This window comes from Clostridium sp. 'White wine YQ' (genome assembly GCF_028728205.1).
Taxonomy (GTDB): Bacteria; Bacillota; Clostridia; order Clostridiales; family Clostridiaceae; genus Clostridium_T.
This window is the reverse complement of record NZ_JAQYUU010000003.1, coordinates 266,570-287,328: the sequence shown is the minus strand read 5'-3', so window position 1 is coordinate 287,328 and position 20,759 is coordinate 266,570. Positions and strand designations below refer to the sequence as shown.

Annotated in this window: 14 protein-coding genes; 11 read left to right on the top strand and 3 right to left on the bottom strand. The window is 31.1% G+C overall.

Features of this window, described 5'->3' with window-relative positions; translation table 11 throughout:
- Window positions 1-433: 433 nt before the first annotated feature.
- The 3 genes from abc-f (at window position 434) to ribA (ending at window position 4,692) form a co-directional block, all read left to right on the top strand.
- Window positions 434-2,320, top strand: a complete 1,887-nt coding sequence (abc-f, locus tag PTZ02_RS13555) for a ribosomal protection-like ABC-F family protein (RefSeq protein WP_274228333.1) — start codon at window positions 434-436, stop codon at window positions 2,318-2,320.
- Window positions 2,321-2,427: 107 nt separating this feature from the next.
- Window positions 2,428-3,483, top strand: coding sequence for a bifunctional diaminohydroxyphosphoribosylaminopyrimidine deaminase/5-amino-6-(5-phosphoribosylamino)uracil reductase RibD (gene ribD, locus PTZ02_RS13550; protein ID WP_274228332.1), 1,056 nt, complete (start codon window positions 2,428-2,430; stop codon window positions 3,481-3,483).
- Between the two features lie 21 nt (window positions 3,484-3,504).
- A complete protein-coding gene (gene ribA, locus PTZ02_RS13545) occupies window positions 3,505-4,692 on the top strand; it encodes a GTP cyclohydrolase II (protein WP_274228331.1) in 1,188 nt (395 codons plus the stop codon).
- A 46-nt stretch (window positions 4,693-4,738) separates the two neighbouring features.
- On the opposite strand, the gene PTZ02_RS13540 is transcribed toward ribA, so the two are convergent.
- A complete protein-coding gene (locus PTZ02_RS13540) occupies window positions 4,739-5,986 on the bottom strand; it encodes a hypothetical protein (RefSeq protein WP_274228330.1) in 1,248 nt (415 codons plus the stop codon).
- 93 nt (window positions 5,987-6,079) lie between these two features.
- Between PTZ02_RS13540 and PTZ02_RS13535 the strand changes: the two genes are divergently transcribed.
- The 4 genes from PTZ02_RS13535 to PTZ02_RS13520 all read left to right on the top strand — a co-directional run bounded on the left by PTZ02_RS13535 (window position 6,080) and on the right by PTZ02_RS13520 (window position 11,548).
- Entirely contained in the window at window positions 6,080-7,258 is a 1,179-nt protein-coding gene (locus PTZ02_RS13535; protein WP_274228329.1) for a DUF116 domain-containing protein, read from the top strand.
- 258 nt (window positions 7,259-7,516) lie between these two features.
- Entirely contained in the window at window positions 7,517-8,761 is a 1,245-nt protein-coding gene (locus PTZ02_RS13530) for an ammonium transporter (RefSeq protein WP_274228328.1), read from the top strand.
- Window positions 8,762-8,882: 121 nt separating this feature from the next.
- Window positions 8,883-9,245: a P-II family nitrogen regulator gene (locus PTZ02_RS13525; protein ID WP_274228327.1), complete on the top strand. Its 363-nt coding sequence runs from the start codon at window positions 8,883-8,885 to the stop codon at window positions 9,243-9,245.
- 128 nt (window positions 9,246-9,373) lie between these two features.
- Window positions 9,374-11,548 (top strand): methyl-accepting chemotaxis protein, encoded by a 2,175-nt coding sequence (locus tag PTZ02_RS13520; protein ID WP_274228326.1) that lies wholly within the window; start codon window positions 9,374-9,376, stop codon window positions 11,546-11,548.
- A gap of 76 nt (window positions 11,549-11,624) precedes the next feature.
- Here PTZ02_RS13520 and PTZ02_RS13515 read toward each other — a convergent pair whose 3' ends face one another.
- Window positions 11,625-12,725 (bottom strand): ABC transporter ATP-binding protein, encoded by a 1,101-nt coding sequence (locus tag PTZ02_RS13515; RefSeq protein ID WP_274228325.1) that lies wholly within the window; start codon window positions 12,723-12,725, stop codon window positions 11,625-11,627.
- 416 nt (window positions 12,726-13,141) lie between these two features.
- On the opposite strand from PTZ02_RS13515, the gene PTZ02_RS13510 reads away from it, so the two are divergent.
- Entirely contained in the window at window positions 13,142-14,152 is a 1,011-nt protein-coding gene (locus tag PTZ02_RS13510) for a LacI family DNA-binding transcriptional regulator (protein ID WP_274228324.1), read from the top strand.
- A gap of 141 nt (window positions 14,153-14,293) precedes the next feature.
- On the opposite strand, the gene PTZ02_RS13505 is transcribed toward PTZ02_RS13510, so the two are convergent.
- Window positions 14,294-16,579, bottom strand: coding sequence for a family 65 glycosyl hydrolase domain-containing protein (locus PTZ02_RS13505; protein ID WP_274228323.1), 2,286 nt, complete (start codon window positions 16,577-16,579; stop codon window positions 14,294-14,296).
- A 216-nt stretch (window positions 16,580-16,795) separates the two neighbouring features.
- On the opposite strand from PTZ02_RS13505, the gene PTZ02_RS13500 reads away from it, so the two are divergent.
- From PTZ02_RS13500 to pgmB, 3 genes are read left to right on the top strand one after another with little or no spacing between them, the layout of a single operon-like run.
- Window positions 16,796-19,033 (top strand): glycoside hydrolase family 31 protein, encoded by a 2,238-nt coding sequence (locus PTZ02_RS13500; RefSeq protein WP_274228322.1) that lies wholly within the window; start codon window positions 16,796-16,798, stop codon window positions 19,031-19,033.
- An 11-nt stretch (window positions 19,034-19,044) separates the two neighbouring features.
- Window positions 19,045-19,986, top strand: a complete 942-nt coding sequence (locus tag PTZ02_RS13495; protein WP_274228321.1) for a PucR family transcriptional regulator — start codon at window positions 19,045-19,047, stop codon at window positions 19,984-19,986.
- A 15-nt stretch (window positions 19,987-20,001) separates the two neighbouring features.
- On the top strand, window positions 20,002-20,652 hold the full coding sequence (pgmB, locus tag PTZ02_RS13490) for a beta-phosphoglucomutase (RefSeq protein ID WP_274228320.1): 651 nt from the start codon (window positions 20,002-20,004) through the stop codon (window positions 20,650-20,652).
- Window positions 20,653-20,759: the final 107 nt, after the last annotated feature.

Genomic DNA, 20,759 nt, shown 5'->3' with positions numbered 1-20,759 from the left:
AATTTTATGTTTTTAAATATATTGTTGATATATCTAAAATTTTACAGTATAATTTTAGTAAATATATCAGAAGGAGGATAGAAAATGAATAATTGCTATGTTGATAGAATGAACAAAATTAGAGCAATATCTGTAAGAATTTCAGCAAATTCTTTATTTAACGGGATAAGTGCGTCTAAAATTGTATATATTCAACATTAAGCAAGTAATTCATCTATAACCAGATATATTATATTAAAAGAAATGATATCCGGGTAAGGTGGTCTTGCCCGGTTTTTATATGAATATAAGTATATGGCTTAGTGTATACTTTTTTATGGAATCCTGGCAGGAGTTTACTTGTCTGGATTTTTTGTTTTATATAAATAAAAACCTTTCTTAAAACATGGATCCGGAAAGTAGCACCTACCTGATTTAAGAAAGGAAGAGAAATATGATAGAAATAGCTTTAAAAGAATTAGTTAAGTATTACGGAGCCAACTTAGTTTTGGAGTCAGTAAGCTTTGAGGTACACAAGGGAGAAAGAATAGGATTAGTGGGGAGAAATGGAAGCGGGAAAAGCACCATATTAGAAATAATATCAGGTCATGAAGAAATTGATGGTGGAACCTTAAGTATTAGAAAAGGTGCAAAAGTAGGATACTTAAAGCAAATACCTAATTATCCAGAGGAATATACAGGAAGAGATGCGTTAAATACTGCATTTATAGAGATAAATAAGCTGGAAACAGATATAACTGATTTAGAAGAGAAAATGAGTAATTCCAGCGAAAAGGAATTAGAAAAGGTGTTTAAGCAGTATAGTGAAGTACAACAGAAATATGAGACCTTGGGCGGATATGATAAGGAAGAAAAACTAAATAAGGTTTCTCAGGGGCTTAAGCTAAGTGATGACATGTTAAATAAGCCATTTAGTATATTAAGTGGAGGAGAAAAAACCACGGTAATGTTAGGGAAGATACTACTAGAAAACCCTGATATACTGCTTTTAGATGAACCAACTAATCACTTAGATATGGAGTCATTAGAATGGCTTGAAGGGTATATAAAGCAATACAGCGGAACTATTATTATAGTATCCCATGATAGGTATTTTTTAGATAAGGTGGCTACTAGTATAGTGGAATTAGAAGATAATAAAAGCACTGCTTATCAAGGAAATTACTCTGCGTATGTAAAAAAGAAGGATGAAGATCTACTTTTGCAGTATCAAGCATATAGTGACCAGCAAAAAAAGATAGACCAAATGGAAAAGTCTATAAAGAATTTAAGAGATTGGGCTATCAGAGGAGATAATGGTAAGTTTTTTAGAAGAGCAGCTAGTATGCAAAAAAGATTAGATAAAATAGATAAAGTTCATAAACCTAATTTAAATAGAAAAAATATCAAGCTTAATCTGATGCTAGAAGAAAGATCAGGGGAAGAAGTAATTAAAGTTAGAGAAGCCCGCAAGACCTTTGGGGATAAGGAGCTATTTATTAATGGAGAGTTTAATGTTTCATATGGAGAAAAAGTTGCCTTAATTGGTGCAAATGGATGTGGGAAATCAACATTTTTAAAAATTTTATTAGGATATGAGGATATTGATAGCGGAATAATAAAATTAGGCGAAAGTGTAAGAGCAACTTATTTACCACAAAATATTGAATTTAATAATGATAATGCAACAATACTAGAGTGTTTTAGAGAAGATATTCAGATCTTGGAAGGGAAGGCAAGAGAATACCTAGCGAGATTCATGTTTTTTGGAGAGAGTGTTTATAAAAAGGTTGGAAGTTTATCCGGAGGAGAAAAAACTAGATTGATGTTAAGCAAACTTCTATTTAAGGATGTTAATTTATTGATATTAGATGAACCTACGAATCATTTAGACATTGATTCTATAGAAACCTTAGAAGAGGCACTAGAAGATTTTCAGGGGACTATATTTTTTATATCCCATGATAGATACTTTATAAATAAAATTGGTAGTAGGATTGTTGAGCTTAATGACAAGAAGTTTATTAGTTATGAAGGAAATTTTGATTACTACAAGATAAAGAAAGATGAAAATTCAATAAAAGTAGGTCAAGAACTTATTAAGAAAGAAGAATCCATAAAGAAGCCTTATAGAACAAAAGAGAGCACCCCAAGTAAGAGGCAAATAGAAGAGTTGGAGAATAATATAAATGAAATTGAGAAGGAAATAACAGATGTAGATACTAGAATGAGTTCTTTAGGAAGTGATTATGAAGAGCTTAATAAATATCTTTCCATAAAGGAAGACTTACAAGAAAAGTTAGATACGCTTCTAGAGAAGTGGGTAGCGATAAATGAATAAGTTGAATTAGGTGATAATAATTATCAAATAACTTGACAGCAAAATTTTCATGTGCTACATTAAGTAAAATATTAGTGAATTTTTGAATTCTTTGGGGGGATGAAGTTATGAAAGAATTCTATATGAAGAGAGCTATTGAACTTGCAGAAAAAGCTGTAGGTTTTGTAAATCCAGATCCATTAGTTGGAGCAGTATTAGTAAAAGATAATAGAGTCATAGGTGAAGGGTATCACAAAGAGTATGGATCTCCATCTGCAATAGAAGAAATATTATCTACCACAAAGGAAGAAATAGATGGAGCAGAATTATATATAAACCTTGAACCGGAGTTTGATATAATAGTTAGTAGTGGAATAAAAAAATTATATATTGGAATGTTAAATCCAGATAAAACTAAAAGTAATATAGAAAAGTTTATATCAAGTGGCATTGAGGTTAATGTCGGCATGCTAAAGGAAGAATGTGAAGAGCTAAATGAAATCTATAAGCATTATACATTGTTTAAAACTCCTTTTGTATTTACAAAGTGGGCAATGACTTTGGATGGAAAGTTAGCAACTAAAACTGGAGATTCTAAATGGATAAGTGGAGAAGAAAGCTTGAGATTTGTCCATCATTTAAGGCAAAGAGTAGCGGCAATTATGGTAGGAGAAAATACTGTAAGGCAGGACAATCCTATGCTTACTACAAGATTAGAAGGTGTTCAAATATCTAATCCTTTAAGAGTAATATTATCTAAGTATGGTGATATATCGCCTGAAGCAAATGTCTTAAAGGTAGATAGAGATACTAAAACAGTAATTATTTCTTCGATTAATATTCCAGAAGATAAAGAAAAGTTTTTAGTTAATAAAGGAGTACAGTTAATTAAGATAAAAGAAAAAAATAATAGAATAGAGTTTACGGATATAGTTAAAGCTTTAGGAGAAATGAAAATTGATTCTCTCTATATTGAGGGTGGAAGTTCAGTACTGGCATCAGCCTTTGAAAGTGGAGTTGTAAACAAGGTATATGCAGCAATTGCACCAAAGATTATTGGTGGTAAAGATGCAATAACTCCTGTTGGAGGAGTTGGAATTGAAAGAATGAAAGATGCTATTGTACTAAGAAATGTTAAACATGAGATTGTAGGAAATGATGTTATTTTTAAAGGATATATTTAGGTGAATAAAAGGAGGAAAATTATGTTTGCTAAGATTCAAGATGCAATAAAAGATATTAAAGAAGGTAAGCTAGTTATAGTAGTAGATGATGATAATAAGGATAATACAGGGGTTTTAGTAGCTTCAGCAGAAAAGATTACAAAAGAAGCTTTGAACTTTATGATAAAAAATGGAGGAGGGCTTGTTTCTGTTGCGTTGACAGAAGAAAGACTTGAAGAACTTAACTTGCCAGAAATAGCGGAAAAGACGCTTGAAAAGGGCAAAGGGGATTATACTTTATCTGTAGATTATGAAGAAGCAAAAAATGGAGTAGATGTTCAAGATAGAGTACTAACAATTAAAAAATTAATAGAACCAGGTATTGATAGAAAGAATTTTAGGGTTCCTGGACATGTATTTCCAATTAGGACCTTAAAAGGAGGAGTGCTTAAAAGAGCAGCAAGAGGTGAAGCTATAGTTGACTTAGCTACATTAGCTGAATTGAATCCTTCAGGAGTAGTATGTGAAGTGTTAAATAATGAAGGCTCTTTAGCAAAATTATCTGAATTAGCTGATTTATCCATAAGTAATAATTTTAGTATAATCTCTATTGAGGATTTAATTGCATATAGAAGAGAGAGCGAGTGCTATGTTGTTAGAGAAGCAGAGGCTGGATTACCTACAGCATATGGGAATTTTAAGATGGTTGGATTCGTCAATAAGTTAAATGGAGAACATCATGTAGCGTTAGTTAAAGGTGATATTAATGAAGAGGATGAAGTTTTGGTAAGGGTACACTCAGAATGCTTAACAGGCGATGCCTTTCATTCTTTAAAATGTGATTGTGGAGAACAATTGGCAGCAGCATTAGCAGCAATTGAAAAAGAAGGAAAAGGAGTACTTTTATATTTAAGACAAGAAGGAAGAGGAATTGGTTTAATTAACAAGATTAAAGCTTATAAACTTCAAGAAGAGGGGATGGATACTGAGGAAGCTAACATAGCCTTAGGATTCCCAGCTGATATGAGAGATTATGGAATAGGTGCACAGATTTTAAGTGAATTAAAAGTAAGGAAAATAAGATTAATGACTAATAATCCTAAAAAGATTGTTGGACTTAAAGGTCATGGAATTAATATTGTAGAGAGAGTTCCATTAGTAATGGAGACAAATCTTCATAATGAAAGATATTTTAAAACTAAAAAAGAAAAAATGGGACATTTATATTAATTAAAGAACCCAATAGCTTGCCCAGTTAACAAGCTATTGGGTTTTTCTATTCAAGTAAGAACATAATAATATAATCTAAGGAATAATCAGAAAGAGAGAGATTTAATTTATTAAGTTTCTTCATTAGCTTATTTTTTAAATTTTTCGTATACCTTAGGGTGTAAGGTAAGAATTGTTCAATATATGAAATATAATCTTTAGAAAAAAAGTTTTTACTATCTGTAATTGCAAAAAGAATCATTAAAATACAGTTGTTTTTAATGAATGACTTTAAGAAACTACTATTTTCACTGCGAAAACAAGTAGAAGAGTCTATTATGTGAGTGGTTAAATTTATTAATTTACTTATAATATTATCAAGCTGATACTTGCCAGATAGTTGAGACATTAGAGTCATGTGATTATTAACTAAATCATTTTTTAAGTCTTGAAGATCATCGCAGAGTTGAAGAATAAATCCATATCCATAAGCAAATACTTCTTCTTCCTCCGATAGATTTCCATCAATTAAATAACCATCAGCTAATACCGATGAACCACCTTTTTCAATGGATATATCTAAAATATCCACTTCATAAGGAATGCTTGTATATCCTTGCTGCATTAAGCTTTTTTCTTGAGCATTTTGTATATATAATAGAGAATTATAGACATTTGGATAACTTTCTCTATTATATTTAGCTTCAATTAAAGAAATAAGGTTAAATACTTGTTCTTCATGTGAAGAAGCAGGAGAAATCAACTCTCCTTCAAGCCGTTTGGAAAGATTAGTATTAAAAGTCTTTTTGCTATGTATTGAGATAGTAGTATCATCAAGATAGTTATCTGTATAAGGATAAAGAAGGCTGTAACCCAGAATAGCACTAGTAAATTCGATCTTTTTACCCAATATTTCTTGAAAAATGTTAATTATCCAAACATTCCGAAGGGCTTGCCCAATATCGGTAAATGGTAAGGTTGAATCAAAAAGCTTACATTCCTTTATAAATCTACTTGTGCTTATGAGAAAAGCATCTTTCATTTCTGAACTTATTCCACTAAAAAACTTATTTTCTTTAAAGATAGTATCTATATGGTTTTTAAAGTCATTTTTCCAAACAACTTGGTTATCAGATTTCTTTGGAAAAGCTTGAAGCTTTTTAATCATGGTGTCTATCAATATATTTAAATCTTTCTCGTTGAGTTTTTTATCTGAATAACTATATTTTTTCAGATCTATAAGCAAGTTAGTATCAGATTGCCACCAAAGTTTTCTGTAATATGAATTTAAAAAATCAATTTTGGTAGTTTTCAAAATTAATTATCCCCCAATGCATCTTTTTAGTTTACAATAATATTATATAGCAGATATGTAAAAAGGTGGTAAATATTTTTGGCGGGTGAGGATATGGGGAAAGTAATAACATATTATCTGGGTGATGAGAAAAATTCAGCTGAAGAATACTATGATGTAATAAGGAGATTTTCAAAAGATATAATAGGATATATTAAAGAAGCCGTAGGGGTATATGTAGAAAACCGTATGGAATACCAGAATAGAATTAATCCTAAAAATTTAAAAAAGAAGGAAGAGTATTATTTAGAGATATTAATTTTAGGTGTACTTTGGAAAGAATACATTAATAACGCTATAAAATCTAGGTTACTATCCAAAACAATATTGACTAGGACTGTTTATTTAAGGGTAAAAGGAAAAAGGATGAAAAAAGTAAGAATAAAGATAAAAGGCTTTTTCTCTACCATTATTTCAAAGAACAGTAAGAGTGTAAGAAAAGATGTGTCTAGGTCTTTAAATAATCTAAATAAACTAATTCTGTGGTTAAAAGCAACTGGAGAATTTATATATGAAGTTAAGTGTCTACAAGAATGGAGTGATTATTTAAAAACAAAAGATAAAGAAGAGATTTACGAAGTTTTGACTACGAGTATAAACATTGCAAGTGAATTTGAGGAAAAGAGCAAAATCACATTAGGCGTTTATACAAAGGAGGTAGGAAACTTTCTAAGGGAAACTTATCCTACGCATACCTGGAAAGAGGATGTTATATATTGTGGAAAGAGAGAAGTTCAATATCATTTAAATATGGTTGGAGCAGAAATACTCAATAGAATATATAGAGAGGATTTTCTAAAGACCGATGAGAAGAGAATTCTTTTACCAGGCTGCATGAGAAACAATTTAGAAGAAGAGTGCAGGGGAATAAGAACAGAAAACGGGTATGTATGCATTAATTGTAAAAATGATTGTGCTGTGAGCAAGCTATCATTAATGGGTAAAAAATATGGAGTTAGGGTTTTCGTAATTCCACATGAATCACTTATATATGAAAACACACGTATTGAAGATAGAAGCATAGGTATTATTGGGGTGGCATGTGTACTTAATCTGATTTCGGGAGGAATGAAGGCGAAGAGTATAGGATTTATCCCCCAATGTGTAATTCTTAACTATTGCGGATGTAAAAATCATTGGGATGAAGAAGGAATAATCACTAACTTAGATATTAATAAGCTATTTAAGATATTGGCAATAAGTGATACCTCTTCGGAAATTAATATAAAGTAAAAATTATACTAAATATTAAACAAATTATGAATTATTTTAGAAATGATTAATTATCTAAAAAGTAATCTTGACATATAAAAAATATGAAAGTAGAATTAGAACTAGTTGATTAATAAAAATTTAGGAAGACTATGGCGTTTTCATTTCAATTTTAATATACACTGGGGGTGTATATTGTTTGGGATGTCTACGCTTTTTTTATGCAAAAAAATAAATTAAGCTGAATTACAAAGGTAATTAAACAATGGGGGTAGAAAAATGAATATGTTAAATGGAGCAGACATGGGGTTTGTCTTTATTTCTGCTGCCTTAGTAATGCTAATGGTTCCGGGTTTAGCATTATTTTATGGCGGAATGGTGAAGAGTAAAAATGTGTTAAGTACAACAGTACATAGTTATGCAGCCTTAGCTATTATTTCGATACAATGGATAATAGTAGGGTATACATTAGCCTTTGGGCCAGACATAAAAGGAATAATAGGTGGATTTGACTGGAGTTTTCTAAGAAATATAGGTATAATTCCAAATGCAGATTATGCAGGTACTATTCCGCATTTAGAATTTGTAATATTTCAATTAATGTTTGCAGCTATTACAGCTGCAGTAATATCAGGTTCTTTTGCTGAACGTATGAGATTTCCAGCATTCTTGATATTCATGCTCTTATGGAGTACTTTAGTGTATGATCCTATTGCTCATTGGGTATGGGGAAGTAATGGAGAGCATATGGGATGGTTAAAAAAACTTGGGGTCTTAGATTTTGCTGGTGGAAATGTAGTTGAAATAAATTCAGGTGTTTCTGGACTTATTGCAGCAATATTTATTGGAAAAAGAAAAAAGAGAAAACCTGAACCTCATCATATACCAATGGCAATACTAGGAGGAGGTATTTTGTGGTTTGGTTGGTTTGGCTTCAATGCAGGAAGTGCTCTTTCTATGAATTATGTAGCAATTAATGCATTTGTTACAACAAATACTTCTGCAGCAGCAGGAGCAATTGCCTGGGTTGCTTGTGAGTGGATTCTTTATAAGAAACCTACTGCTTTAGGAACTATAAGTGGAGCTATAGCAGGATTAGTTGCTATAACTCAAGGAGCTGGATATGTGAGTCCTATGTCAGCAGTAATTTTAGGGCTAGTTGGAGGAATATTAAGCTTCCTTGCAATTGCAATATTAAAAGCTAGACTTGGCTATGATGATGCATTAGATGCTTTTGGATGCCATGGAGTTGCTGGGATTTGGGGTGCTATTGGAACTGCAATATTTGCATCAAAAGATATTAATCCTGCAGGAGCAAATGGAGTTATATATGGAAACTTCGAATTGTTAAAAGTTCATCTTATATCAGCAGTCTCAGTTGCGTTATATGCAGCAGTTGTAACCTTTGTAATTCTAAAGGTGATGAGTTTTGTTATGAAGATAAGAACTAATGAGGCTCAAGAGTCAGAGGGATTAGATATATCCTTACATGGTGAGGGAGCATATACAGGTCTAAATGTGTAGTAGATAGTTTAAAATAACCTTAAGTTACTTAAGGTTATTTTTTTATATTCAAGGGAAGTATAAATAGTAGACTACGCTATTAAGTATATAGTATTATGAACTTATGGGGGTGGTAAATTATATGGATAAAAAGCTTATGAAAGTTGATATTATCACAAGAGCAAATAAATTTGATGAACTAAAAGATGCATTAAACCATATAGGGGTTACAGGAATGACTGTGTCTAATGTACTCGGTTGTGGAATGCAAAAAGGATATAAAGAGTATTATAGAGGCGTAGCAGTAGAAGTTAATTTGCTTCCTAAAATAAAGGTTGAAATAGTAGTAAGTGAAATACCAGTTGAAGTGGTTGTAGATGCTGCAAAGAAGGTTTTGAGAACTGGTGAAATTGGAGATGGAAAGATATTTATTTATGAACTAGCAAATGTTATTCGTATTAGAACTGGGGAAGAAGGATGGGATGCTCTCCAAGATAGCAAATAATCTAATAAAGTTGATAAATAAATTGACTACAAAGAATAAATATTATATATTTAAAAGTATATACATGTCAAAGAGGACATTCCTAATAAGGAATGTCCTCTTTTTTTATATAATAAGGGGGGCTAAAAATGAAATTAAGGTTTAATTATTTGCTGAATAGGAGCTTAAAGAGCCATTCAGAAATGGTTTTTGAGGGCATTTCTAAGGGGAGAAAGAAAGCTCTTGAAAATTGGTTTAGAGATAAGTGGGTGCAATTAGAAACCACAATGAACACAATTAAAAGTTTGGATGAAGATAGTAAGGAAATTAATTTAGAACTTGAGGACAAACTAAAATATTACAGTGATTTTAGTGAGCTCTTAGTTATTAATGAGGCTGGAAAAGTTGTTATTTCAACATGTCAAAAACATATAGGAGATGACATGAGCATATTCCCTAATTTTGAAGAAGGGATAAGGGGCAATCAGCTTATGTATGGCCCATACAATGATGAAAAAACCTTGGATTTAAATCTGTCTAATAAAAAGTTTTTTGATGAAGTTACATTGCTATTTTCAATTCCGTATAGAAATGAGAATAATGAGAGAAGAATATTATGCACAAGAGTCTTGAATGATGACATGAGTAATGTAATCCAAGATGAGGATACGCATATTTATAAAGACTCTGGAGATAATTATCTATTCATGATAAAAAGTGATAGAAATATACTGCCAGGAACAGCTATATCAAGAAGTAGGTTTGAAGACAATACATTTACCATGGGTGAAAACTTAAAGGATGGTGTAAAGACAAGCAAGTGGGGAGTAGTAAAAATTAATAAACATACTGAGTTTGAAGTAATTTTTAATGATCCAGCAACAGGAAAACTTCATCCAGGTATACAAAAGACCATGGAAAATGAAGAAAATTTAGATTGTTGGCCAGGATATCCGGATTATAGACACATTATGGTTGGAGGAAAGGGAACAATAATTAGACCTCCATATTCTAATGAAGTTTGGGGTATGATGTGTGAAGGAGACATAGCTGAAATATATAATTTCAGAAGTGTAAATTTAAGAATTCCACTAGTTACATCAATAATAACAGCTTTATTCCTAATCGTTAGTAGGGTACTAACAACAAAGGTAGGGAACTTTGGTGTTATTAGTGACATAGCTACCTGGATTATCATAACATTAGCAACGTACTTCATTTCTAAAAAAATTGTTGTAAAACCTTTAAATACAACTGTTTCGATATTACATATGATTGCAGAAGGAGAAGGAGATTTAACTAAAAGAGTGGATAAGTTATCATCAGACGAAATAGGAGAACTGTCTAGATGGTTTAATAAGTTTATAAACAATCAAATGAATATGGTTAAGAGGGTTGGTACATCAGCTAAGACTACAAAAAAATCAATAAAAGCAGTTTCGGAATTAACAGAGAATATAAAGAATAGTATGAAAGTAATAGCTGGGACTGTAGAAAGTTTACTATCAAATACAAACAATCAAAATGAATTAATTCAAAATAGTAAAGCACAGTTTAATGATATATCTACTTCGATTAAGGAAATGGATGAGTTAATTAATCAAGTTACAGAAAAAGCTATAAAAACAAGTAAGTATGCAGTTGAAGCAAATGGATCATCTGAAGAAGTTTTAAATTCTATGGAAGAACTTGATAGAATAATGGAGAGAACATTAAAAAGCATAGATATGTTACAAAAAAGATCAAATGAAATATCCCAAGTTATAAGTGTTATTAGTAGAATTAGCAAACAAACACAATTATTATCACTCAATGCGACAATTGAAGCAGCAAGAGCAGGAGAGGCTGGTAAGGGCTTCTCAATAGTTGCCCAGGAAATATCGAAATTAGCTTCAGAAACGGAAGAATCAACTACGTCTATTAGTGAAATTGTAAGAAATATTCAATTAGAAACAAAGAATACTTCTGGAGCAATTGAACATATTAATTCAAGTGTAAAAAAATCTGTTATAAGTACTAAAGAAGCAATTAAGTCTTTTGGATTAATATCAAATAATATAACAGAGGTAACTAAAACTATGGAGTCTATATCAAAGATTACAAATAGTCAAAGTATTTCAGTTAATAAAGTAGATATAGAGATAAATAAAATGGCAGAAGTTATAAGAAAAAATACACTTCAAGGTGCAAGCAGTAGTGAAGAATCCCTCAGTCTTGTAGAGGATATATTAAGACAAATTATCCAACTAAAACAAGTTTCTGAGATAATGGTATATTCATCAGATAACTTAGAAGAAATTGTAGGCGGGTTCAAGATAGTATAAAAGGAATATATTAAAAAGCTGTAGTAAATATTTGCTACAGCTTTTTTAGGTATTAATTAAATTTTAGAGGAAAAATTTAAAAAATAGTGTTTTGCTCTTCCTTATCAAAAATATGAATTTTATCTATATTAAAGGTGAAATATAGTTCACTACCAACAGATAAGTTATCTTTAGGAGTAGTTTTTATTATAAGATTTCTGTCTCCAGAAGTTATATGAAGAAAAACTTCTGCTCCTAAATTCTCAATAACTTCAATCTTACCCTTTAATGTACTAGAATCTAAATTCGAGTCTACTAGCTTTATGTCTTCAGGCCTAACACCAATAATCATTTCTTGATCTATATATCTTTTATCTTTAAGTATATTAGCTTTATCAGTACTTAATTTCATATTACTATCTAAGCATTTAAGTACAGCAGTTTCATTTTCAATAACGACATGTCCATATAGGAAGTTCATTTGGGGACTTCCTATGAAACCAGCAACAAACATATTTGAAGGATGATTATATATTTCAGTTGGTGAGGCAACTTGTTGAATAATACCATCTCTCATTACAACAATTTTTGTACCTAGGGTCATAGCTTCTGTCTGATCATGAGTTACATATATAAAAGTTGTTCCTAAGCTTTGATGCAATTTTGCTATTTCAGCCCTCATTTGGTTTCTAAGTTTTGCATCTAAGTTTGATAATGGTTCATCTAGTAAGAATACCTTTGCATCTCTTACTATGGCTCTACCCATAGCAACTCTCTGTCTCTGTCCACCAGAAAGAGCTTTAGGTTTTCTATCAAGAAGATGCTCAATATCAAGAATTTTAGCTGCATCTCTAACTTTTATATCTATCTCACTTTTTGGAGTTTTGCGAAGTTTTAGTCCAAAAGCAATGTTGTCGTATACAGTCATGTGCGGATAGAGGGCATAATTTTGGAAAACCATAGCGATATCTCTATCCTTTGGAGCTAAGTCATTTACAAGGTTTCCATCAATATAAATTTCACCAGATGAAATGTCTTCTAATCCTGCAATCATTCTTAAGGTTGTAGATTTACCGCAACCTGAAGGACCTACAAATACAATAAATTCCTTATCTTCTATATCCAAAGAAAAGTCACTTACAGCTGTAACATCTCCAGGATATACTTTACATATATTTTTTAATGATAGATTTGCCATACCTGTACCTCCCAAAATAAAAAACTAAATACTATAAAGTGATTATATTAATACTATAACACCAAAAAATTCCATTGGGCAAAGAAATTTATTTTTAGAGATTACTAAGGTATATTGAATATAAACGGCATAGTTGCATGTCTTCAATAATATTTCATGTGTTGAATTTAGAAATTTGTATAAAAAGGGTAGAAAAAATATGTAAGATTTCACAAAAGAAATTAATATGTATTATAAGTATTTACTTGCATTAAGATAATTTGGTAGAATTTTATAAAAGGTATAAATAGGATAGTTTACTAATTTACATAATAATGAGAAAATAATTATTGTTAGCAGATAAAATTAGGCTAAGAAAATTATAAATGTTTAAAAGAATGTAGATATTATTCTATCTAGAATGGATGTGAAAATAGATGTCGGTAACTATAAGAGATGTGGCTAAGAAGGCTGGGGTTTCAGCATCTACGGTTTCTAGGGTTATTGCTAATAGCCCAAGAATAAGTGAAGATACAAAAATAAGGGTGCAAAGAGTGATAAAGGAACTAGATTATCATCCAAATGCTATTGCTAGAAGTCTGGCAAAAAGCTCTACAAGAACAATTGGACTAGTGTTACCTAATGAAGCTGAGGATTTGTTTAAAAACCCTTTCTTTATTAATGCAATGACAGGAATAAACATATATGCACAAAAAATGGGTTATTACATTATGTATTCTTTTAGTAAAAATGAGGAAGAAGAATTTGAGCTTGTAAAAAAATTTACTTCAAGTAATTTAGTAGATGGAGTAATTTTATTAATAGCAAGGGCAAACGATCGATGCATAGAGTACTTAAAGGATATGGAGTTTCCATTTTCAGTAATTGGTAGGCCAGAGGATACCTCAGAAGTACTTTGGGTAGATAATGATAATTTTAATGCTATGTATAATGTGGTAAGTAAATTTCTTCAAAAGGGAATCAAAAAAATTGGTTTTATAAGCGGAGATAAAGAATGGAATGTTTCAAAGGATAGGTTAAATGGATATCTACAGGCTCATTCTGTGCATGGAGTTCAGATAAATGAAAACCTTATAGTACAGAGGATAAAATTCAATGAAGAAGAAGGCTATGATGCCATGAAGTTGATAGCAGAAAGCGAAATTCCTCAGGTAGTAGTAACTACAGATGATTTGTTTTCTTTTGGTGCACTAAAATATCTTAATGAAAATAACTTAAAGGATGTTGCATTAGTGGGATTTAATAACACTCCATTAGCTGCATATCAAAATCCACCATTAGCATCTGTAGATATTAATGCAGAGAAGCTTGGGCATTATGCTGCTAAGCTTCTGATTGGAAGTCTTAATGATAGTAACTTGGAGAGAAATCACTACATAATAGAAACTAGTTTAATTGATAGAGAATCAACTAAAGGAATACTTTAGAGTAGAAAAGAAAAACCCTTGCAGATTGTAATTCATTCTGTAAGGGTTCATTTTTTATAAAAAGGGGGAAGTGCCAAATTATCAACACTTCCTTAAGTTATGGAGGTTTTAAAGTGTGCAATTTTTAAAACCTTTAGGGCTTTAATGTTGTTTAGTTAGCTCTATCTCTGAATCATATAGAAGAACTTTCAAAGGATTTCCTTTTTCTAAGGTCACTAGAGTTTTTCCTTTTGAAACTTCTATGCTTAAAACTCTTTCTCTAAAAAGAACTCTAAAGGAATATTTAATCCATTGATCAGGTATAAATGGTTTAAATGAAGGAATTCCATCTGTTATTCTCATTCCACCAAAACCTTGGACTATTGACATCCAAGTTCCTGCCATAGAGGTTATGTGTAACCCATCATCTGTATCGTTGTTTAGATTATCTAAATCCAATCTAGCAGTCCGTAAATACATAGAATATGCTTTTTCTTTATCTCCAAGCTCTGAAGCTAAAATTGAATGAACGCAAGGAGAAAGGGATGATTCGTGTAGCGTTCTGGGTTCATAAAAATAGAAATTTTTACGTTTGGTTTCTAAATCGTATAGATGACCTAAGAAGTATAAACCTTGAAGCACATCAGCTTGTTTTATAAAAGGGGAGCGAAGTATTCTATCCCATGACCAAGTTTGATTCAGCGGCAAGTCTTCTTTAGGTATATCCTTGACTAAAAGGTCTTCCTTATCAAGGTAACCATCTTGTTGTAAAAAGATTCCTAGACTATCATCCTTAGGATAGTACATCTTTTTGATGATATCCATCCATATAACTGTTTCTGAGTCTTTAATTGATAATCTATTTAGTACATCTTCGTAACTTTCTGAATAGGAATTCTTTATAAATTCTAGTGTTTGAAGAGTGTATTCTAAAGTCCAGGATGCGATTCTATTTGTATACCAGTTATTATTTACGTTATTTTCATATTCGTTAGGTCCTGTAACACCAAGTATCATATAACAGTTTTTATTTTTATTATAGATAACTCTTCCTTCCCAAAACCTGCTTATTTCAACTAAAACATCAATACCATAATCTAAAAGATGCTTATGATCACCAGTATAATTAACATAATTATATATAGCATAAGCTATGGCACCATTTCTATGGATTTCTTCGAAGGTTATTTCCCACTCGTTGTGACATTCCTCACCATTCATGGTAACCATAGGATAAAGAGCACCTTTCAAACCAAGTTTAGCTGCATTTTCTTTTGCTTTTTCCAGCTGATTATACCTATAAATTAGTAAATTTTTAGAGATTTGCGCCTCAGAAGTTCCAAGATAGAAAGGAAGACAATAGGCCTCTGTATCCCAGTAAGTGCTTCCGCCATATTTCTCTCCAGTAAATCCTTTAGGACCAATATTTAACCTTGAATCTTCACCTGTATAAGTTTGGTGAAGCTGAAATATATTAAATCTAATGGACTGTTGTGCTTTGACATCTCCATCTATAAAAATATCATTACTCTCCCAACTCTTATTCCATTCAGATACGTGCTCGTCCAATAGGAGATCAAAACCATCATTTTTAGCTGATTTTAAAGATCCTACAACATTATTAACTAAATCATCTTTAGGATAGTATCTATTAGAACTTAGGGAAACGTATTTTTCTAAAGTTAGAGTCTCTCCTTGTGAAACATCTATATTAATTTTGTAAGCTACATATTTATCTTCAATTAAAGAGCTTGGAGTAGTACTTATTTCAGTTTCATTTTTTAAAAGTTTAATTGAGGTAGCTGCAGTTACATGAAAGTCTAATTTTTTCGTTTTAAGTGTTAGATAGGCTGAATCTTCAATAAAACCCTTATTAACCTCATCCCAGAAAGTTTCATCATAGTTTGAATCTTCATTAACTATATTACCATCTAAGTATGGAATTAGAGTTATGGTATCGAGATAATTTAATGGAGTTATGGAATATCTAATGCAAGCAATTTCCTTTCTTTTTTTACTTAAAAATCTTAAGCTTTCTATTTTAGTTTCTCTTCCTATCGAATCTATAATAGTAGAAGTTCTAGTTAAAGTTCCTTCTTTCATATTTAAGTCTCTTTTAAAGTCTTTAATTGTAACTTTGTCTAAATCTAACTCTTGGTTTCCTAAAAAAACTTTTATTCCAATAAAGTTTATTGAATTGAGGACTTTGGCAAAGTACTCAGGATAGCCATTTTTCCACCAACCAACTCTTGTTTTATCTGGATAATAAACTCCAGCAACATAAGTTCCTTGAAGAGAGTTCCCGGAAAAGGTTTCCTCAAAGTTTCCCCTTATGCCCATAAAGCCATTCCCAATACTCATTTGACTTTCGTAGATTCTATTATCCTTTGAATTAAAACCATCTTGGATAATATGCCATGGATCAAGTAAAACGTAATCTTTATTCATTTAATCACCTCAAAACTAATAGTAAGTAAAACGGTTGCACAAAATAGTTAAAAAATTTTTAATAAAATTATACTGAATTAAAAGGGTTGTTATAAATATGATAGCATTTTATGGATAATTTAACAATACTTTATAATGAATTTGGTTGAAAATGTTTTCTGGCGTTGATATACTAAAATAAAGTAATATATTTTTTAGGATTAGGGGGAGAATAAAATGAAAAAGTCGGAAATAATTCATCAAGTTTATGCAACCGTTTCTACAATTGGAATATATGAAACAATGAAACAAGTAGGAAACAGAACACAATTATTGTTTACCAAAGGGAAAATTGAAGTGGAATATTTTGAAGGTGATATAGTAAGAATATTTCAAGGAGAAGAACATAGTAATCCAAAAGAAACCTCATCAGTAATGCAAATGAATAGTGTACAAGTTCCTATAGAAGAATCAGAAAAGAGTATCGTATTTAAAGGTAATAGAGTTATAACCATAGTATCGAAAAATTGCGGGACAATAGAATTTCTAGATAATTTCGGGAACATCGTATTAGAAGATGTAGCTCCAGCTGGTAAGGATAGCAAAGGAAATATATTTATTACTAAGGATAATTCTGCATTGGGTTATTATGGCTTTGGTGAAAAAGGTGGAAATCTTAATAAAAAAGGAATGTATATAGAAAATTATAATACAGATGAACCAGATACAGATGATGAGAGTTATGTATATTATAAAACTATCCCATTCTTTCAAGGGCTAAAGGAGGACTTAGCCTATGGAATTTTTTTCAATAATAGTTTTAGAAGTTATTTTGATATGGGCAATAGCTTTGAGGATAGAATCTTTTTTGGAGCTGTTGGAGGAGAAATAGAATATTATTTTATGTTAGGAAATGACTTAAGAGAGGTTACTGGACTATATGGAACACTAACCGGGAAAATGGATATGCCTCCTTTGTGGTCACTTGGATATCAACAATGTAGATATAGCTATTTCTCACAAAATGAAGTAGAAGAGCTTCTAAATAAATTCATAGAAAAAGAAATTCCACTAGATAGTATATATTTAGATATTCATTATATGGACGGATACAGGGTAATGACATTTGATAAAGATAAGTTTCCTGATCCAGAAAAGATGATAAAGAAGATTCATGAAAATGGGGTAAAGGTCATTGCGATTGTCGATCCAGGAGTAAAGTTGGATGAAGATTATGAAGTATATAATAGAGGATTACAGGGAAATCATTTTGTAAAAAATTATGATGGGAAATTGACTTTTGAAAAAGTTTGGCCAGGAATAAGTGCATTTCCTGATTTCTCAAATAAAGATGCTAGAGAATGGTGGAAAGATGAGCTTAAGAATTTTATATCAATAGGGATTGATGGAATATGGAATGACATGAATGAGCCAGCAGCATTTAATGAAGAAGGAACCCTCGATGAAAAGTGTTTACACGATGGAGATTATGGAGTAATGGAGCATAAAGAGTTTCATAACCTATATGGAAGAGAAATGAGCAGGTGCTCAAAAGAGGCTCAAGAAGAACTTAGGGAGAATAAGAGGAGTTTTTCCATGACAAGGGCTACATTTGCAGGTGGACAAAGATATTCCTCAGTGTGGACAGGTGATAATAGAAGTCTTTGGAGTCAGATGAGAATGAGTATGACTATGAATGCTAATTTGGGCATGTCAGGGTTTTCATTTGTAGGAAATGATATAGGGGGATTTTGCTTAGATACAAATGAAGAATTATTTATAAGATGGATGGAATTGGGGAGTTTTCTACCCATAATGAGAAATCATTCAGATGTGCTTTCCAGAAGACAAGAGCCATGGAGCTTTGGTAAAGATGTAGAGAATATTTGTAGAAAATTTATTAACTTAAGATATAAATTAATGCCATATATCTATAACTCTTTTTATCATTCTTATAAAGAAGGAATACCTGTATTTAGAGCCATGGTATTTGATTATCCAAAAGACATGAAGGTATTAAATATGAAGGAGCAATTTCTTTTTGGTGAGAGCATACTTGTTGCGCCAGTTTTGTATGAAGGAGAACGACAAAAAAGGGTATATTTACCAGAAGGAAACTGGTATAATTTGGTTAATGGGCAAAAGTATCAAGGAACTAAATTCTATAATTTTAAAGTTAATTTAGATGAGATTCTTCTATTTGTGAAAGAGGGGTCAATAATTCCGATTTATGAGGATAATTACTTAAACATGGACAATGTCCCAGATAAAGTGACATTAATTCCATATGGAGAAAAGGCGACAGGAGTAATTTATGAGGATGATGGGATAAGCAAAAACTATAAAATGGGACAATACAATTTATACAGAGCAAGTTATTCGGCCCATGAAGCAAAGCTAGAAAAGGAGTGTGAGGGATACAAAAGTAATAAGAAATATGCCTTTAAAAATATAAAAGAGATTTCTTTTAAATAGAGGTGAAAGACATGGACTCATTTAAAGATTATGTAAGAGAATTCATGAATAAGTTTCCATATATTATTGAAGTGACAGACAAGTATGGAAATTATATTTGTGAATCAACAAAAAATAAAAAACTTGAAGGTATACATTTCCCTATTCAATACAATGATACGGTTTATTATATTGAGATAGAAAAGAAAGAAGAATCGAGTATCCCTTTATTAAGATTTATTTTTGAAGAGAAATTAAAAGAAGTTCAAGAATTAAAAGGTAATGAATTATTTAACCTTATCAAAGGGGATTCAAGTTTTAAAGAAAATGCTGAAGTGTTAAATAATATATTAGATAAAGGAACACTAATTCTTATTAAGGCGAAGAATCATTGTAAAGAAGTTTATGATATAGTCAAATATTCTTACAATAATGAAGAGGAGTATAAGTATTGTATCTGGGAAGAGTATGTTGTACTATTAGGAATTTTTGATGAGGTTTATGATCATTGCAAAAGTATCTTGCATAATGTTCAGGAACTAAATATTAGAAGTCCAAGAATAGCCTTGGAGGCTCTTTGTGGAAAGGCTAATATAAAGGAAGCTTTAAAAAATCTTAAAAGTTTAATTGAACTAAGTGATAGAACCGGAATAAGAAAAGATATACTTACCTCAAGTAATATAATTTTTGAGAGAGTCATGGATGGAATAAATCATAATTTAAAAGAAGAGATAATAGCCACATATAAGAATTATTTAGATAGCCAAGATTCGGATACATTAAAAACTATAGAGACTTTTTTTCAGAGAGATTTAAATATCAGCGATGCATCAAAGGAGTTATTTGTTCATCGGAACACTTTGTTATATAGATTAGACAAAATAAAAAGAGAAACATCCATGGATTTAAGAAATTTTAATGAAGCAATGACTTTTTATGTTATATATTTTGTTTGGAAAAGTAATTCGAGGTAGTTTGGAGTGAGATTTATGAATAAGATAAAAGGTTGCATTTTTGATTTGGATGGAGTGATTGTCGACACAGCGAAATATCACTATTTAGCATGGAGCTCCTTAGCTAAAGAGTTAGGAATTGCATTCAATGAAAAGGATAATGAGCGATTAAAGGGCGTCTCAAGAATGGAGTCACTTAATATAATACTATCATTAGGAAATAAAAAAATGACACTAGAAGAAAAAGAGTTACTAGCAGATAAGAAAAATAAGAAGTATGTTGAGTGTATAGACAAATTAAAGGAAGAAGAAATACTTCCAGGGGTTAAAGAATTTCTTCAGGAATTAAGAAATGAAGGGATAAAAATTTCATTAGGTTCAGCCTCAAAGAATTCAAGATTTATATTGGACAAACTTGCATTGAAGGATTACTTTGATTGTATAATAGATGGCAATAAAATAAGTAAGGCCAAACCAGATCCGGAAGTATTTTTAGCAGCTGTTAGAGAGATGGAATTAAGTGCAGAAGAGTGCGTAGTATTTGAGGATGCATTAGCAGGTGTTAGAGCAGCACATAATGGAGGAATGAAGGTTATAGGGGTAGGAAGTGAAGAGAATCTTTCTGAAGCAGATATAGTTATAAAAGGCTTTGAAGGAATATCAACTGATATACTAAGTAAACTGTAGAATAAAATAAATATAAAAGAGTCACCTAGAAATATAATGAAAATACTGGGTGCTCTTATTTTTTTATTTTAGCAAATTGGTGTAAGATATAAAGTGAATATACTTAA

Excerpts from the sequence above, each read along its gene's own strand:
- ribA (WP_274228331.1), top strand. The coding sequence starts at position 3,505 with ATGTTTGCTAAGATTCAAGATGCAATAAAAGATATTAAAGAAGGTAAG.
- ribD (WP_274228332.1), top strand. The coding sequence starts at position 2,428 with ATGAAAGAATTCTATATGAAGAGAGCTATTGAACTTGCAGAAAAAGCT.
- PTZ02_RS13525 (WP_274228327.1), top strand. The coding sequence starts at position 8,883 with ATGGATAAAAAGCTTATGAAAGTTGATATTATCACAAGAGCAAATAAA.
- abc-f (WP_274228333.1), top strand. The coding sequence starts at position 434 with ATGATAGAAATAGCTTTAAAAGAATTAGTTAAGTATTACGGAGCCAAC.
- PTZ02_RS13520 (WP_274228326.1), top strand. The coding sequence starts at position 9,374 with ATGAAATTAAGGTTTAATTATTTGCTGAATAGGAGCTTAAAGAGCCAT.
- PTZ02_RS13500 (WP_274228322.1), top strand. The coding sequence starts at position 16,796 with ATGAAAAAGTCGGAAATAATTCATCAAGTTTATGCAACCGTTTCTACA.
- PTZ02_RS13535 (WP_274228329.1), top strand. The coding sequence starts at position 6,080 with ATGGGGAAAGTAATAACATATTATCTGGGTGATGAGAAAAATTCAGCT.
- PTZ02_RS13530 (WP_274228328.1), top strand. The coding sequence starts at position 7,517 with ATGAATATGTTAAATGGAGCAGACATGGGGTTTGTCTTTATTTCTGCT.
- pgmB (WP_274228320.1), top strand. The coding sequence starts at position 20,002 with ATGAATAAGATAAAAGGTTGCATTTTTGATTTGGATGGAGTGATTGTC.
- PTZ02_RS13495 (WP_274228321.1), top strand. The coding sequence starts at position 19,045 with ATGGACTCATTTAAAGATTATGTAAGAGAATTCATGAATAAGTTTCCA.
- PTZ02_RS13510 (WP_274228324.1), top strand. The coding sequence starts at position 13,142 with ATGTCGGTAACTATAAGAGATGTGGCTAAGAAGGCTGGGGTTTCAGCA.
- PTZ02_RS13515 (WP_274228325.1), bottom strand. The coding sequence starts at position 12,725 with ATGGCAAATCTATCATTAAAAAATATATGTAAAGTATATCCTGGAGAT.
- PTZ02_RS13505 (WP_274228323.1), bottom strand. The coding sequence starts at position 16,579 with ATGAATAAAGATTACGTTTTACTTGATCCATGGCATATTATCCAAGAT.